This window comes from Pseudomonas sp. 2995-1, assembly GCF_002742505.1.
GTDB classification, from domain to species: Bacteria; Pseudomonadota; Gammaproteobacteria; order Pseudomonadales; family Pseudomonadaceae; genus Aquipseudomonas; species Aquipseudomonas sivasensis.
In genome coordinates this window covers 14,387-31,272 of the sequence record NZ_LJSA01000249.1, presented here as the reverse complement: position 1 = coordinate 31,272, position 16,886 = coordinate 14,387, and the positions used below count along the sequence as shown (strand labels likewise).

Here is a 16,886-nt window from a genome sequence, read left to right as displayed (position 1 = left end):
TAAATTCAGCGCAATTAGCAATGTATCGCAATTGATATGAATACTTGTTCACCCTATATTCCGCGGCCTCACATCCTTGGGGAAAGGACACGTCATGTCGCGCACTACGCTAAAAACAACTGCCAGTTCACCGCGTTTGCTGGCCTCGGCCATCGGCGTCGCCCTCGGTGCCAGTTCTGTCGCCCATATGGCGCAAGCGGCCGAAGACACAGAACAAAAAGGCCAGCGCAACAGCATCTCCCTGGGCGCCACCAGCATTACCGGGGAAGAACAGGACGCTACCTCCTACCAGGTCGAGAAAGCCTCTTCGCAGAAATACACTGCGCCTCTGGTGGACACGCCACGTTCCGTCACCGTCGTGCCGCAACAAGTACTCAAGGACACCGCCGCTACCTCGTTGCAGGATGCCTTACGCACCGTACCGGGCATTACCTTCGGCGCCGGCGAAGGCGGCAACCCTCAAGGTGACCGGCCATTCATCCGCGGCTTCGATGCCCAGGGTGACACCTACCTGGACGGTGTTCGCGACACCGGCGGCCAGAGCCGTGAGATTTTCGACATCGAGTCCATTGAAGTCAGCAAAGGCCCGAACTCCTCTTTCGGCGGTCGTGGCTCGGCCGGTGGCAGCCTCAATCTGGTGAGCAAAACCCCGCAAGCCCGGGACTTCACCAACGGCGGTTTCACCTACGGTTCCGACCAGACCCGTCGCTACGTGCTCGATGTAAACCGCCAGTTCCTCGACGACAGCGCCGCGTTCCGCCTGAACCTGATGACCCATGAGCAGAACGTGGCCGGCCGTGACGCCGTGAATTACGACCGTTGGGGCGTGGCCCCGTCGCTGACCTTTGGCCTGGGCACCCCGACCCGCGTCAACCTCAGCTACTACCACATGGAAAGCAACGACCTGCCGGATTCGGGCATTCCCTACGGCTATAGCTCGTCGACCGCCACCACCCACGGCCATGACAAGCCCACCGACGGCGGCGACAGCAATAACTTCTACGGCCTCAAGGATCGTGACTTCCGAAAGACCCGCGCCGACATCAGCACAATCTCCATTGAGCACGACCTGAACGACGACATGACGCTGAAAAACACCCTGCGCCATGGCAGCACCGGCCAGGACTACGTCCTTACCCAGCCCGACGACAGCCAGCGCAACGTCAACCGTTTCGGTACCGTTTGGCGCCGCGCCAACACCCGCGTGTCGACCACCACGACCACCACCAACCAGACCGACCTGTTCGGCAACTTCCAGGCCCTGGGCTTCAAGCACAGTTACTCCACCGGTTTGGAATTCACCGGCGAAGAAACCCGCGTCAGCGGTTACACCGTCAGCCCGAACACCAACCCGACCTGTACCGTGGCCGCCGGCAGCCTGGGCGGTCAGTGCACCTCGCTGAGCAACCCGAACCCGGATGACGCCTGGACCGGCAGCATCGCGCGCAACTACAACGGCACCAACACCAAGGCCACCAGCCGCGCCGCCTACATATTCGACACCATTGAGCTGGACCCGAAATGGTTGCTGAACGTCGGCCTGCGCTACGACACCTTCGACACCGAAGCCAACACCAATGCCGTCCCCTCCTCGACGGTCAAGGCACGCAGCAAGGTCAAGGACGACAGCCAGTTCTTCAACTGGCAGGCCGGCCTGGTCTGGAAGCCGTTGGACAACGGCAGCATCTACACCTCCTACGCCACTTCGGCATCGCCGGCCGGCGGCCTGGTGGGTGAAGGCGTCGACAACAACGCGATCCCCACCGGTATCAACACCAGCGACCTGAAACCCGAAGAAACCGTCAACTACGAGCTGGGCACCAAGTGGGACCTTTTCCACAACCGCCTGTCCCTGGCTGCAGCGGTGTTCCGCACCGAGAAGAAAAACACCCGCATCCTGGTGGATTCCAACACCTACGAAACCGCGGGCGAGTCGCGAGTCGATGGCCTGGAACTGTCGGCCAGCGGCAAGATCACCGATCAATGGCAAGTGTTCGCCGGCTACAGCTACCTGAAAGCCGAACTGGTTGACCCAGGCAAAAACGGTAACCGCCAGGGCGTGGTCCAGGCCGGTTCCAACAAAGGCAACCAAATGCCCAACACCCCGAAGAACGCCTTCAGCCTGTGGACCACGTACGACGTAACGCCGAAGCTGACCGTCGGCGGTGGCGCGTTCTACGTCGACCAGGTTTATGGCGATGCGGCCAACACCGTGTACGTGCCGTCCTACACTCGCTACGACGCCATGGCCAGCTACAAGCTGACCAAAAACGTCGACCTGCAGTTGAACGTGCAAAACCTCACGGACAAGACTTATTACGACAAGGCCTACGCCTCGCACTTCGCCAACCAGGCGGCTGGGCGCACGGCGCTGGTGTCCACCAGCTTCCACTTCTAACCACCGCTCCACATAGCAAAAAGCCCCACGCATCGGATGCGTGGGGCTTTTGCGTGTTAAACAGAATGTTTCTCGACAGGCCACGGCATAATGCACGCCGTGCCCTACATACCCAGACAGACGAGGCGGTCAGACGTGTTGAAGAAAACCCTGTTCCAGTTGCACTGGTTTTTCGGCATTACTGCCGGGCTGGTGCTGGCCTTGATGGGGATCACCGGGGCTGCGGTCTCGTTCCAGGATGAACTACTGCGGGCTCTCAACCCCCACGTACTGAGCGTAGAAAAACGCGAAGCCGGCGTGCTTCCGCCTGCCGAACTGGTGCGCAAACTGGAAGCCACCGAAGGCAAGACCGTGTCCATGCTGTTCGTGGAAAGCGAAAGTGGCAACGCCGCGCGCGTGTTCTTTACCCCACCGCCGGGTGAGCGACGTGGCCAACTGCGCTACTTCGATCCCTACACCGGCGACTACATGGGCGATGCGGTCGGCCAGGACTTCTTCGGTTTTATCCTGCAACTGCACCGCTTTCTCGCCATGGGTGAAACCGGGCGAAATATCACGGGCGCCTGCACGCTGATCCTGGTGTTTTTCTGCCTGTCCGGCCTGTACCTGCGCTGGCCGCGCCAGGTGGCAAACTGGCGCGTGTGGCTGACCTTGGACTGGCGAAAAAAAGGCCGCAGTTTCAACTGGGACCTGCACTCGGTATTCGGCACCTGGTGCCTGCTGGCTTACTTGCTCGCGGCGCTCACCGGGTTGTCCTGGTCCTACGACTGGTACAGCCAGGGCCTGAACAAACTGCTGTCCGATGCGCCGCAAACCGAGCGGATGCGCAAGCGCGGCCCGCCGCCGGAAGGCCCAGCACCGGTCGCCAACTATGACGCGATGTGGAGCAGCATCTACAGCCAGGCCGGCCCGGGTTTGAATGCCTATAACATCCGCATGCCCGCCGTTGCAGGGCAACCGGCGACCGTCTACTACCTGCTGAAAGACTCGCCCCATGACCGTGCCCTCAACCAGATCAACCTGGACCCGGCCACCGGCGAGGTCAAATCCCATGACCAGTACGCCAGCAAAAGCTTCAAGGCGCAGTTGCTGACCAGCATCTATGCGCTGCACACCGGCAGTTACTTCGGCCTGGCCGGGCGAATCATCCTTACCGTCAGCTCATTGCTGATGCCGCTGTTCTTCATCACTGGCTGGTTGCTGTACCTGGACCGTCGCCGCAAAAAACGCCAGGTGCGCGACGCCCGCAACGGCCTAAGCGCCAACCACAGCGACGCTCCGGCCTGGCTGATCGGCTTTGCCAGCCAGAGCGGGTTTTCCGAGCAACTGGCCTGGCAGACTGCCGGACAATTGCAGGCGGCTGGTCTGCCAGTGAAGGTGCAGTCCTTGGGCAGTGTGAGCCAGGACGACCTGCGCCAATCAGAAAATGCGCTGTTCGTGGTCAGCACCTTCGGCGACGGCGAAGCCCCGGACAACGCCCGTGGTTTTGAACGCTCAGTGCTCGGCCAGGACCTGTCCCTCAAGGGCCTGAATTACTCGGTGCTGGCCCTGGGTGATCGTCAGTACGAACACTTCTGCGGCTTTGCCCGGCGCCTGCATTTCTGGCTGACCAACCAGGGCGGCAACCCGCTGTTCGCCCCGGTGGAAGTGGACAGCGGCGACACGGCCGCGCTGCTGCATTGGCAACAAGAGCTCGGACAGTTAACCGGTCAGGCACCGGCCGCTGCATGGCCGACGGCCCAGTACGAACACTGGACACTCACCCAACGCAGCCTGCTCAACCGCAACAGCACGGGCTCGGACGTTTACCTGCTCGGCCTCACCCCGCCTTCGCCACAAAGCTGGCAAGCCGGCGATTTGGTAGAAGTGCTGCCCCGCAACTGCCCATGGGCCATTGAGCACTTCCTGAGTGGGCTTGGCCTGACCGGCACCGATGGCGTGTTGATCGACGGTTTGGCCACTCCACTCGCTCAAGCCCTGGCCACGCGCCAACTGCCGGGAAACCGTGCGCATCTGGTGGGCATGCATGCCCAGGCGCTGGTGAACGCATTGGCGCCCTTGGGCATGCGCGAATACTCCATCGCCTCGATTGCCAGCGACGGCGTGCTCGAGTTGATCGTGCGCCAGGAACGCCACCCCGACGGCAGCCTGGGCCTGGGTTCCGGCTGGCTCACCGAACACGCAGCCCTCGGCACGGGCATCAGCCTGCGCCTGCGGCGTAACAGTGGCTTCCACCTGCCGGACGTCCCAGTGCCGCTGATCCTGCTGGGCAATGGCACCGGCCTGGCGGGCTTGCGCAGCTTGCTCAAGGCGCGGATTGCCGATGGCCAGCAGCGCAACTGGCTGCTGTTCGGCGAACGTAATATCGCCCACGACTACCTGTGCCAGGACGAACTGCAAGGCTGGCTGGCCAGCGGTGATTTGGCGTTGCTGGACCTGGCATTCTCCCGCGATCAGGAAGAGAAGATTTACGTGCAGGACCGCCTGCGCGAATCGGCCGATGTGCTGCGCAAATGGCTGGCCGATGGCGCAGCGATTTACGTGTGCGGAAGTTTGCAGGGGATGGCGGCCGGGGTGGATCAGGCGCTGGTCGACATACTGGGAAGTGAAGCGGTGGAGCGCTTGATCGAACAAGGCCGCTACCGCCGGGATGTCTACTGATGTGATCCAATGTGGGAGGGGGCAAGCCTCCTCCCTCATTTAGAGTGCATTTCAAGTCAGACCGGTTGCAGTTTTTGCTGGAATACCGAGACCCCATCCAAGTCGCGCAAAGTCACAGTCAACTCCGCTGTCTGCCCATCAATCTGCACTTCGCCAAAAAACTGAAACCCGGCAAACGGCGAGGTGTTCTGCGCGGGTGGGGCCTTCTCGAACACCACCTCAGGGCCAAAGGTTTTATCCAAGGGGTTCGGGCCGAAGCTGCCAGCATTCAAAGGCCCGGCAACAAACTCCCAGAACGGCTCAAAATCCTGAAACGCCGCCCGATCCGGGTGATAGTGATGCGCCGCGCAGTAGTGCACATCCGCCGTCAGCCACACATGATTACGTACCTTCTGCGCGCGCAGAAATGCCAACAGTTCGGCGATTTCCAGCTCGCGCCCTTGCGCCGGGCCGGGGTCACCATTGGCAATCGCCTCCCAGCGCGGCACGCCGGGGCTGACTTCACCGTCGGGCACACCCAGGCCAATGGGCATGTCGGCGGCGATCACTTTCCATTGCGCTTTTGAAGCCTTGAGTTCGCGCTTGAGCCAGTCCAGCTGTTCGCGGCCGAGGAAGGGTTTTTCACCGCCCAGATTGTCATCGTTGCCGCCGCGATAGCTGCGCATATCCAGCACAAACACATCCAGCAGCGGCCCGTAGCTTAGCTTGCGATAAATCCGCCCGCCGCCATCGGCGCCCTGCAAACGCATCGGCGCATATTCCAACCAGGCCTGGCGCGCACGACCGACCAGGGTGTTGATGTCCTTGGTCTGGTAACGCTCATCGAGTTGCTTGCTGGGCGACCAGTTGTTCACAACCTCGTGGTCGTCCCACTGCCAGATCTGCGGCACTTCAGCATTGAAGCGGCGTACGTTTTCATCCAGCAGGTTGTAGCGGTAGTTGCCGCGGTATTCGTCGAGGGTTTCAGCAACTTTGCTCTTGGCCTCGGTGGTGATATTGCGCCAGATGCGTCCGCCTTCGGTGGGCAGTTGCGCCGGCACCGGGCCGTCGGCGTAGATGGTGTCGCCGCTGTGGATAAAGAAGTCCGGCAGGCGCAGGCGCATGGCTTCGTAGATGCGCATGCCGCCGATGTCCGGGTTGATGCCGAAGCCTTGGCCGACGGTGTCGCCACTCCACACAAACCGGATGTCGCGACGCTGTTGCGGCACGCTGCGCAGGTGGCCGAACCACGGCTCGCTGGCGATACCGGTTTGCGCGTCTTCGAAGTGCACACGGTAGAAGATCGCCTGGTCGGCGGGCAGCCCGGTGAGTTCGACGCGGGCGGTGAAGTCGCTGCGGTTGTCGGCCAAAGGCGAGATGAATCGGCGTGGGTTGCTGAACACGCTGCGGGTGTCCCACTCCACCACCATCCTCGCCGGGCGGTCGCTGCGGCTCCAGATCAGGGCGCGGTCGCCCAGTAGGTCGCCGGACTGTACGCCGTCGGTGAGTTGCGGCCGGTCCTTCACCGAAGCAATCACCGCCGGCGCCAGACCCGGCAGCAAAAGGCCGGCGCCGACGACTTGCATCACACGGCGCCGGCCCAGATCGAAATGGCTCATGCAGGTGCCCTCTTGAGTATCAAAAGGGCCACTTAAGCACGCGCTTATGACACCGGTGCGACAGCCAGTTCCACCGTTTCAGGACGTTTGATCACGGCATAGACCAAACCGGTCAACAGGCTACCCGCGACAATCGCCAACAGGTAAAAGAGCGCGTGGTTGATCGCACCCGGGATCACCAGCACAAACAGCCCACCATGGGGCGCGGCGAGTTTGCAGCCGAAATACATCGACAAAGCGCCAGTCAACGCGCCACCGGCGATGCTGGCCGGGATCACCCGCAGCGGGTCTTTAGCCGCAAACGGGATCGCGCCTTCAGAGATAAAGCACAGGCCAAGGATCATCGCGGCCTTGCCGGCTTCGCGCTCGGTCTGGGCAAATTTACGACGCGCCAGGAACGTTGCGATGCCCATGCCAATCGGCGGCACCATGCCGGCCGCCATGGTCGCGGCCATCGGCGCCCCACTGGACGCTGCCAGCAAACCCACCGAAAACGCATAGGCTGCCTTGTTGATCGGCCCGCCCAGATCCACGCACATCATGCCGCCCAGCAGGATGCCCAACAGCACCGCATTGGTGGTGCCCATGGTGCTGAGGAAATCCGTGAGACTGGTCAGCATGCGCGCCACAGGCGGGCCCACCAGATAGATCATCGCCAGGCCGGTAATCAGGCTCGCCAGCAACGGGATGATCAGGATCGGCTTGAGCGCCTCCATGCTTTGCGGTAATTGCACAGCACGGGTGATCAACTTGACGCAGTAACCCGCCAGGAAACCGGCAAGGATGCCGCCGATAAACCCCGCCCCCAACGTGCCGGCCAACAGGCCGCCGATCATACCCGGTGCGATACCCGGACGGTCGGCAATCGAGTACGCGATATAACCCGCCAACAGCGGCACCATCAGCGTAAAGGCGCTGTTGCCGACGGTTTTCAACGCGGCCGCCAAAGTACCTTCCTGCTCGAACGCGTGAATGCCAAAGGCAAACGACAAAGCGATCAGCAAGCCGCCCGCCACCACCATCGGCAACATGAACGACACCCCGGTGAGCAGGTGTTTGTACACGCCGGTTTTTTCTTTCTTGGCCACGGCAGCGTTGCCCGCGTTTTCCACGGCGCCTTCGGCCAAGGCCTTGTTAAGGGTCGCTTCGGATTGCTTGAGCGCAATGCCGGTGCCGCAGCGGTAGATCTTCTTGCCGGCGAAGCGCTCGGTGGCGACTTCAATGTCCGCCGCGAGCAACACCACGTCCGCGTTGGCGATAGCCTCCGGGCTCAGCGGCGTGCGTGCGCCGACCGAGCCTTGGGTCTCGACCTGCAAGTCATAGCCCAGGCGCTTGGCCGTCTGCTGCAAGGCTTCGGCGGCCATAAAGGTATGGGCCACGCCAGTGGGGCAAGCGGTAACCGCGACGATACGCGGTGCCTGCTTCGACGCCGCTGGCGCTTGGCTGGCGACATGCACCAGTGCTTCTTCAGCGCCCCGGCGCAATACCGCTTCAACATCGGCCAGCGCTTGGGCCGGCGTGCTCTGGAACACGCGCTTGCCAACAAAGCGCTGCATATCCACCGGCGTGCTGCTGACCAGCAACACCCACTCGGCAGCGTCGATGGTCGCCTGGGACAGCGCGCGTTCCGGGTGCTGCACATCCACCACTTCAACGCTGGTGCTCCAACCCTGGCGTTGCGCGGCAGCGTCCAACAAGCGGGCACACAGCACACTGGTGACCATGCCGTTCGGGCAGGCAGTAACAATGGCTAACTTCATCACAAACCCTCTTATTGTTCTGTCAGCGGGCGTACGAGGACGCCGCTTTCGAGGTGCGCCAACTGCGCGTCATCGCTGATGCCAAAACCGATCTGCGTCACCGCCATCGCAGCAATCGCAGTGGCGCGGCGCAGGGTGTGCTCGGGGGCTTCGCCGCTGAGCAGACCGTGGAGCATACCGGCCAGCAGCGAGTCGCCGGCGCCTACGGTGCTGGCCACCGCGACCTTGGGCGGCGTCGCATGCAGTGTGGCGCCCGAGCTGTACCAGCTCACGCCTGCGGCACCGTCGGAGACCACCACATGTTCCACACCTTGTTGATGCAGTTGGCTGATGGCATCCGCAGCGTTATCCAGAGCGCCGGCGAGTTCCTCAGTATTGGGTTTGACCAACCATGGGCCCGCCTGCAAACCGGCGCGCAACGCTTCGCCGCTGGTGTCCAGCGCGACTTTCAAACCGAGGTGTTTCAACTGCACCAACACCCCATGCAACCACTGCGGGGTGACGCCGCGAGGCAAGCTGCCGGCGACCACCACCGCGTCATGCCCGGGGGCAATTCGCGTGAGTTGATCGAGCAACGCCTGTTGCGCCTGCTCACTGACCAGCGGCCCTGGCGCGTTGATGTCGGTGACCCGGCCGTCCTGCTCGGCAATCTTGATATTGCTGCGGGTTTCGCCGGGGACGCGGATAAACGCGTCGGCAAAACCACGGCGTGCGATCAGGGCCTCAAAAGCTTGGGGATTGTCCTCCCCCAGAAAGCCACCCACGGTCACCTGATGCCCCAGATCTGCCAACACTTGCGCCACATTCACACCCTTGCCGGCGGCATGGGTGAGCACGGTGTCGCTGCGGTTGACTTCACCGGGTTCCAGGCGCGGCAGGCGCACCGTAAGGTCCAACGCCGGGTTCAGCGTCAGGCTTAGAATCCTTGCCATTTACACGGCCTCCACAAGGGCACGCACTTCAGCAGGAGAACCCACCGCCAGTGCTTTTTGCGCCAGGCCCTGGGCCTCGCTCAGACTGAATTCACGCACCCGCGCCTTCACTTCAGGAATGCTGCGGGCGGACACACTCAACTCATCCACACCCAAGCCGACCAGCACCGGTACCGCCAGCGGGTCTGCCGCCAGCTCGCCGCATACGCCGACCCATTTGCCATGGGCATGGGCCGCACGCACGGTGATATCGATCAGTTGCAGTACCGCGGGGTGCAGGCCATCGGCCTGGGCCGACAAGGTCGGGTGGCCACGGTCGATGGCCAGGGTGTACTGGGTCAAGTCGTTGGTGCCAACGCTGAAGAAGTCGACCTCTTTGGCCAGCACCGGCGCCAACAACGCAGCGGATGGCACTTCGATCATGATGCCCAGTTGCAGGTCGGCCACCGGGATTTCCAGGCGCAGGCGCTCGGTCATGTCCCGGGCTGCGCGCCATTCATCCACGCTGCCGACCATGGGAAACATGATGCGAAGGGGACGGTTATCCGCCGAGCGCAACAGCGCGCGCAATTGCGCCTCCATGATCTGCGGGCGTTGCAGCGTTAGGCGAATGCCACGCACACCGAGGAAGGGGTTTTCTTCCTCGGCAATCGGCCAGTAAGGCAACGGTTTATCGCCGCCCACATCAAGGGTGCGCACCACCAGCGGGCGCCCGTCGAGGCCGTCGAGAACGCGGCGGTATTCGGCTTCCTGGGTGGCTTCGTCCGGGGCTTGCGGGTGGGCCATGAAAATCAGTTCGGTACGCAACAGGCCAATGCCTTCGGCGCCCTGCTCGACCGCTTTGGCAACACCTGCGCTCTCGCCGATATTGGCAAACACTTCCACGGCGTGGCCGTCACGGGTGACAGCTGGCTCGTGACGCTGGGCCGAGGCGGCTTGCAGGCGCTGTTCGCGGGTGTCGCGCTCGACGGTAGCGCGTTGCAGGGTGGCGGCGTCGGCGTCCACGTGCAGGCGACCGCGCTGGCCATCCAGCAACAGCGGCGTGCCGGAGGCCAGCAGCAACACGGCCGGACCGGCGCCGACCAGCGCGGGGATACCAAGGGCACGGGCGACGATAGCGCTGTGGGCCGTAGCGCCACCACGGGCGGTGAGGATGCCGGCAACGCGAGCCGGGTCCAGACGGGCAACGTCTGAAGGGCCGACTTCGTCCATCACCAGGATGTAGGGCTCGGTAGGCTCTTGGGCGGTTTCGACACCGCACAGTTGGGCCAGCACCCGACGACCAATGTCACGCAGGTCGGCGGCGCGTTCAGCGAGAAGAGCATCCTGCAACGACTCCTGCTGCTTGGCGGCGGCTTCGATCACGCTCATCCAGGCGGCTTCGGCGCTTTCGCCTTGCTTGAGACGGGTGTCGACTTCGTCGGTGAGTTCCGGGTCGTCGAGCATTTCCTGGTGGGTGATAAAAATCTCGCGAATCGCCTTGGATTGGCTGCGCTCGATCAGGCCATGGATATCGCGGCGTACCTCAGCGAGTGCATCTTGCAGGCGCTGGCGCTCAATGGCCGAGGACTCACCGCGCAGCGGGTAATCGAACACTTGCTGGATCTGCACATGCGCAGGGCCGATGGCAATGCCGGGCGCAGCGGCGATGGCCTGGACCTGGCTGCCGGCCAGCGGTGCGCTGAGCGTGGGTTCGGCCTCAACGATGGCAGGCTGGGCGCTCGCGGTCGGCAATGGCTCGACCTCTTCACCCAGGCCCTCTTCTACTGCCGCCAACAGCGCGGGCAGCGCATCACCAGCAATGGTCGGCTCGGCGACAAACTCCAGCACCTGGCCGCGACGGGCGCCCAGGCTGAGCAACTTGCTCAGGCTCTTCACCGACACGGCGCCCACGGGGCCATCGACGATGCGCACACGGATGTCGCCTTCAAAACTTTTTGCCAATTGCGCGAGGATCTTCGCCGGCCGCGCGTGCAGGCCATGGGCGTTGGCCAGGGTGATGCGGGCACTCGGCCAGTCCGGCGGCAGTTCACCGCCCAGCACTTCGAGTACCGCACGGCTGCTGGTGGCGCGACCCAATTCCTGGCCTCGGCCTTCGATCAACAGCGCGCACAGGCGTTCAAGCAACGCCTGATGGGCTTCGCCCAGGCTGGCCAGGCAGAACAGGCCATTGAGCGGCTGACCGAGATAGCGCATGGGTTTGTCGGGCGTGACGAACGCCAGACCAGGGCGCTTGACCGTCTGCTCGCTGTGCAACCACCACAAGCCATCGCCCAGGGGCAACGCATCGACCTGCTGCAACACAGCGGCGAAACCATTGCTCACACAATCGGCCTGGCGCAACAGGCGTGCGCCTCTCCAGACAAGCTCTTCGAAGTCATCGGCCGACACGCCCAGGCTGATCATCTGCGCGTCCAGCGCCAGCTCCTGCGGGGCGCCTTGCAGCAGTTTCAGCAACGCTTCAGCGCTGCCAGCACGGCGCAAGGCCTGGCCCAGATCGGTTTCACCGAGGGCGCGGGTGAGCAGTTGCAGCAGGCGTAGGTGTTCGTCGGACTTGGCGGCAATGCCGATGGCCATGTAGACAATCTGACCGTCGCCCCAGTCCACCCCTTCGGGGAACTGCAACAGGCGCACGCCGGTGGAAAACACTTGGTCGCGGGTTTCGGGAGTGCCGTGGGGGATGGCAATACCCTGGCCGAGAAAGGTCGAGCCTTGGGCTTCACGGGCTTGCAAGCCGCTGAGGTATCCCTCGGCGACCAGGCCATCAGCCACCAGTTTGTCAGCGAGCAGGTGCAAGGCAGCAGATTTATCCGCAGCCACTTGGCCCATGGATATCTGCTCTACAGTGAGCTCAAGCATGCCGTTCTCCTAGTTAGTGCAATGGGTGCACTAGGTATTGTTTTGAATAAAACAGTGTAGAGGCGTTCGGTAATAACTGACTGAGTAGTCAATTGGCAGTAGGCACTCAGTAGCGAACGTCGTAAAAATACGCTGGCTGAAACGTTTAATCTAGAATTTAAGGCAGATTACGCGTTAATTGTGCATCCTTGAAGGACCACTCGGCACTTGAGCTGGAACATGGGTCGTAGGCTGGAATCGGTTACGATTGGAAAAAATGTCGGGGCAAGCTCCAAAAAACAAGGAAATCCCGGTTTGAAACTCAGTGATATCGCGCGTCTAGCCGGTGTGTCCGTGACCACCGCCAGCTACGTCATCAATGGCAAGGCCGAACAGCAACGCATCAGCAACGCCACCGTTGAGCGAGTGCGTGCCGTGGTCGAAGCCCATGGCTTTACGCCCAACCCCCAAGCCGCCGGGCTGCGCAGTCGGCACACGCGCACCTTGGGCTTTATTCTGCCCGACTTGGAAAACCCCAGTTACGCACGAATCGCCAAGCTATTGGAACAAGGCGCCCGCGCGCGCGGCTATCAGTTGCTGATCGCCAGTTCCGACGATGAGGCGGACAGCGAGCGCCAACTGCTGCAACTGTTCCGCGCGCGGCGTTGCGATGCGTTGTTCGTGGCCAGTTGCCTGCCCGCCAGCGATAACAGCTACCGCGAGCTGCAAGCCAAAGGTTTACCGGTGATCGCTATCGACCGGGTGATGGAACCAGACCAGTTCTGCTCAGTGGTCAGCGACGACCGCCAGGCGTGCCAGCAACTGACCAGCAGCCTGCTGCAACCACTGCCCAAACAGATCGTGCTGATCGGCGCACGGCCTGAGCTGAACATCAGCCAGGAGCGTGCCGATGGTTTTCGTGAAGCGCTGCAAGGCTTCACAGGCGAGGTGATCGTCGAACACGGCGAATCCTTCAGCCGTGATTGCGGCAGACAGTTGATGGAGCAACTTCTGCAACGACTGGGGCATTTGCCTGACGCACTGGTGACCACGTCCTACGTGCTCTTGCAGGGTGTGTTTGACGCGCTGCATGACTTCCCACTCAAGTCGCGCCCGCTGCGCTTGGGCACCTTTGGTGACACCCAGCTGCTGGATTTTCTGCCGCTGCCGGTCAACGCCATGGCCCAGCAACATCAACTGATTGCCGACGCTGCCTTGCGCCTGGCCTTGGCCGCGATTGAAGAAGAGCAGTACCAACCGGGCGTGCATGCGATCGGCCGGACCTTCAAACAGCGGATCCACGAGGCCTGAGCGTGGAGCTGATCGACACCCATACCCACTTGGACTTCCCGGACTTCGACAACGATCGCCCGCAAGTCCTCGCCCGCAGCCGTACACTCGGGGTGCAACGCATGGTGGTGTTGGGGGTGTATCAGCAAAATTGGCAGCGACTGTGGGATCTGGTGCAGGCGGATGAAGGATTGTTCGCGGCTTTCGGCTTGCACCCGGTGTACCTGGACGACCACCGTCCCGCCGACCTCACGGCATTGGGCGACTGGCTGAGCCGCCTGCACGGCCACCGGCAACTGTGTGCGGTGGGTGAAATTGGCCTGGATTACTTCCTTGAACACCTGGACCGCGAACGCCAGCAGAGCCTGTTCGAAGCCCAGCTCAAACTGGCCGTGGACTTCCAACTGCCGGCGCTGCTGCACGTACGCCGCAGCCACGCAGCCGTGATCGCCACCCTCAAGCGCATCCGCCTGCCACGAGGTGGCATCATCCACGCGTTCGCCGGAAGCCGGGAGGAAGCCCACGAGTACATCAAGCTGGGCTTCAAGCTCGGCCTCGGCGGTGCCGCCACGTGGCCCCAGGCTTTGCGCATGCACAAGGTGCTGGCGCAATTGCCGCTGGACGCGGTGGTACTGGAAACCGACGCCCCCGACATGGCACCGGCCATGTACCCAGGCCAGCGCAATAGCCCTGAGCACCTGCCCGAGATCTGCACCGCCCTGGCCGAACGCATGGGCACCAGCCCGCTATTGCTGGCCGAGGCGAGCACACGCAATGCGTGGGAGCTGTTCAAGTGGTAAGGCCGGGATCACCGCTTGCAGGTTAAGGGTCATTCGCTGCCGATGGCGGGCGTAGCGCAGCACCAGGAAATGCACCAACAGCACCAACAGTGACACGTTGAGCTGGCCGATCACGCTGATCAGCCCCACCCATTCAGTCACCAGTGCCACGATCAGCACCACGCTGGTCAATATCGCCATGCTCGGGCGTACCAGCGCCCAGTGGTCCAGCGCTTTGAAGTGGCGCAATTGCCGTGGGCAGTTCAGTTCCAACACATGCTGACAGTAGGGGCAGTCGAAGGGTTCTTCGATGGCGATGGCATTCAGTTGCCAGGGCTTGAGTTCAAACGTGATGTCGCAATGGGCGCAGTGCCCCTTGATGCCAGCGGCGGTGGTCATCGTCGTGCCTCCCCTTGAGCGGGATTGAGTGAAATAAATTCTCACTCATTCCCGCGAACAAAAAAGGCACCCAGGGAAATCCAGACGAGAACTACATCACCAGAAGACCAATCCTACTCCGCCCCCTTACACGCGAAAGGCCCCGATCAATTGCTTCAACTCGATCACCTGCAATGAGAGCTGCCGGCTTGCCGCCTCGGTCTGATGTGCGCCTTGGGCCGCATGTTCGCCGGCCCGATTGATTTCGACGATGTTCTGGTCGATATCGTGGGCGACGGCAGTCTGTTGTTCCACGGCGGCAGCGATTTGCTGGTTCTGGTCGACGATCATGCCGACGGCGCCGAGGATATTTTCCAGCGCCTGCTGGACCTTTTCCGATTGGCCGACGGTACCGCTGGCCATTTCATGGCTGGTGCCCATGGCCTTCACTGCCGCGCCGACACCGCTGTGCAGGCGGCTGATCATCTGTTCGATTTCTTCGGTGGAATGCTGAGTGCGCCGAGCCAGCGTGCGCACTTCATCGGCCACCACCGCAAAACCGCGTCCCTGCTCACCAGCCCGCGCGGCCTCAATCGCCGCGTTGAGCGCCAGCAGGTTAGTTTGCTCGGCGATGCTTTTAATGACTTCCAACACGCTGCTGATCGACTGGCTGTCAGTGGCCAGTTGGTTGATCACCCCCACTGACAAATCTATCTCCGAGGCCAGCCGTGCAATGCTGCTCTGCTGGGATTGCACCAGTCCACGGCCACTTACGGTTTCATCGTTGACGCTGTGAGCACTGCTGACCGCCGCGGCCGCACTGCGCGCCACTTCCTGGGCGGTGGCCGACATCTGGTTCATGGCCGTCGCCACTTGTTCGATTTGCGTGCGCTGGCCAGAGACCGCTTGATTGCTGCGGGCCGAAACCGTTTCCACTTGTCCGGCCTGCAATTCGACCTGGCTGACGGTGTGACCGACGCGTTCGATCAAGTCATGGATTTTCGTCACGGTGCCGTTGAACACCTGGCCGAGATCGCCCAACTCGTCGCGGCTTTGGGCGACAAACGTGACGGTCATGTCGCCGGCCGCCACCTTGTCCATCATCGCCCCCAGGCGTCGCAGGGTGGTGCGCGTCGAGGCGTAGAAGCCTGCGTACAGATAGAAGATCAGCAGAAATACCGCTGTCAGTGCCGAGACCAGTACCACCATGTGTGTACGGTTTTGCGCCAGGCGCTGATCCAGTTGCTGCCCGAGAAAATTCAGGGTGGCATCATCGAGCTGATAGGTCTTGGCCATCAATTGGCTGACGCTGTCGTAGAAAGCCTGCCAAGGAGCTTCGAGGGTTTCAGCCATGACCACCTGCTCTTCAAACAACTCGCTGCCTTGCTTGAGGCTGGCGTTGCTGGCCTTCGCCAAGCCATCAAGCGCAGCGTGAGCGGCTTTGCTGGAGCCCAGGGCGTCCTGCAATTTTAAGCCGTATTCGGCCTGGAGTTTTTCCAGCTGTTGCAGCAGTTCGTCAAAACGGGTGCTTGAGGAGGAATTGAGGAAGCCCTGTCCCAGAGAGTAAGCGCCCATCGCCCGCCCCTCTCCCAGGGTTTGAGTGACTTGGGGGGTGACACTGGTGATCAGTTCGCTGAGTTGGCGTAAATCGCTCTGCGGGTCACGGCTCAAGCCGGATTGGCTGGCAATGATCTGGCTGAGCATCTGCGCTTTATTCAGCAACTTGCCGATCAGCGCACTTTTGCTCAGCAACGAAGTTTCCTGTTGCTGGGCCTTGAAGGCGGCGATCAGTTCGTCGCGCTTGCCTTCAAACACAGTGATTTGCTCGGGCTCGGTGGCCATCGGGTTGAGGCCTTGCAAACGGGTGAGCACGCTCTGCTCCAAGGCGCCGATCTTGGCCTCAAGGTCACCGGCTTTGCCGGACTGGCCGAGGGTTGCGTTGATCTGCACCTGGTTATTCAGGGTCTCCAGATCTCGGCGCAGGGCCAGGCTGCTGCCGAGCAGATCAAGGCTTTGCAGTTCGACACGGGTGCCCTGGAATTCGCGCCAGGAATCACGCACCAGGTAATAGTTGGTCGCGAGCATCGGCAGCAGGAACAGCACGCTGATCAGGCTGAACTTCATGCCGAAGCTCAGGCGATTCATCAGCGCGATGGCGGGATAGAGCAAGCTCTTCACAGGTGAACTCCCTTTTCTTTTATTTTTATTGAGGCGCAGGGCGGCGGCAGAAAGCCACTATTTGGCGCTCTGTC

10 protein-coding genes are annotated in these 16,886 nt (G+C 62.0%); 4 read left to right on the top strand and 6 right to left on the bottom strand.

The genetic code is table 11. The features are described from left to right. Positions 1-94 precede the first annotated feature (94 nt). Positions 95-2,398 (top strand): TonB-dependent siderophore receptor, encoded by a 2,304-nt coding sequence (locus AOA61_RS02915; RefSeq protein WP_099601112.1) that lies wholly within the window; start codon positions 95-97, stop codon positions 2,396-2,398. A 135-nt stretch (positions 2,399-2,533) separates the two neighbouring features. After that, positions 2,534-5,059 carry a sulfite reductase flavoprotein subunit alpha gene (locus tag AOA61_RS02910; protein WP_099601111.1) on the top strand — a complete coding sequence of 842 codons (2,526 nt, stop codon included), beginning with the start codon at positions 2,534-2,536 and terminating at the stop codon, positions 5,057-5,059. A gap of 56 nt (positions 5,060-5,115) precedes the next feature. Here the strand turns inward: AOA61_RS02910 and AOA61_RS02905 are convergent, their stop codons facing one another. From AOA61_RS02905 to ptsP, 4 genes are read right to left on the bottom strand one after another with little or no spacing between them, the layout of a single operon-like run. Beyond that, entirely contained in the window at positions 5,116-6,657 is a 1,542-nt protein-coding gene (locus AOA61_RS02905; protein WP_099601109.1) for an alkaline phosphatase, read from the bottom strand. Between the two features lie 44 nt (positions 6,658-6,701). After that, positions 6,702-8,417 carry a PTS fructose-like transporter subunit IIB gene (locus tag AOA61_RS02900; RefSeq protein WP_095183809.1) on the bottom strand — a complete coding sequence of 572 codons (1,716 nt, stop codon included), beginning with the start codon at positions 8,415-8,417 and terminating at the stop codon, positions 6,702-6,704. Positions 8,418-8,428: 11 nt separating this feature from the next. Next, positions 8,429-9,349 carry a 1-phosphofructokinase gene (gene pfkB / locus AOA61_RS02895; protein WP_099601108.1) on the bottom strand — a complete coding sequence of 307 codons (921 nt, stop codon included), beginning with the start codon at positions 9,347-9,349 and terminating at the stop codon, positions 8,429-8,431. Then, positions 9,350-12,208 (bottom strand): phosphoenolpyruvate--protein phosphotransferase, encoded by a 2,859-nt coding sequence (ptsP, locus tag AOA61_RS02890; RefSeq protein WP_099601106.1) that lies wholly within the window; start codon positions 12,206-12,208, stop codon positions 9,350-9,352. 294 nt (positions 12,209-12,502) lie between these two features. On the opposite strand from ptsP, the gene cra reads away from it, so the two are divergent. Continuing rightward, positions 12,503-13,498: a catabolite repressor/activator gene (gene cra, locus AOA61_RS02885; protein WP_095183806.1), complete on the top strand. Its 996-nt coding sequence runs from the start codon at positions 12,503-12,505 to the stop codon at positions 13,496-13,498. Positions 13,499-13,500: 2 nt separating this feature from the next. Then, positions 13,501-14,277: a TatD family hydrolase gene (locus AOA61_RS02880; RefSeq protein WP_099601105.1), complete on the top strand. Its 777-nt coding sequence runs from the start codon at positions 13,501-13,503 to the stop codon at positions 14,275-14,277. Here AOA61_RS02880 and AOA61_RS02875 read toward each other — a convergent pair. Both AOA61_RS02875 and AOA61_RS02870 read right to left on the bottom strand, forming a co-directional pair. After that, the gene (locus AOA61_RS02875) at positions 14,224-14,655 is read right to left on the bottom strand and encodes a hypothetical protein (RefSeq protein ID WP_032886205.1); all 432 of its coding nucleotides are present in this window, start codon (positions 14,653-14,655) and stop codon (positions 14,224-14,226) included. The genes AOA61_RS02880 and AOA61_RS02875 overlap by 54 nt on opposite strands. A gap of 126 nt (positions 14,656-14,781) precedes the next feature. Continuing rightward, entirely contained in the window at positions 14,782-16,812 is a 2,031-nt protein-coding gene (locus AOA61_RS02870) for a methyl-accepting chemotaxis protein (RefSeq protein ID WP_099601104.1), read from the bottom strand. Positions 16,813-16,886 lie beyond the last annotated feature (74 nt).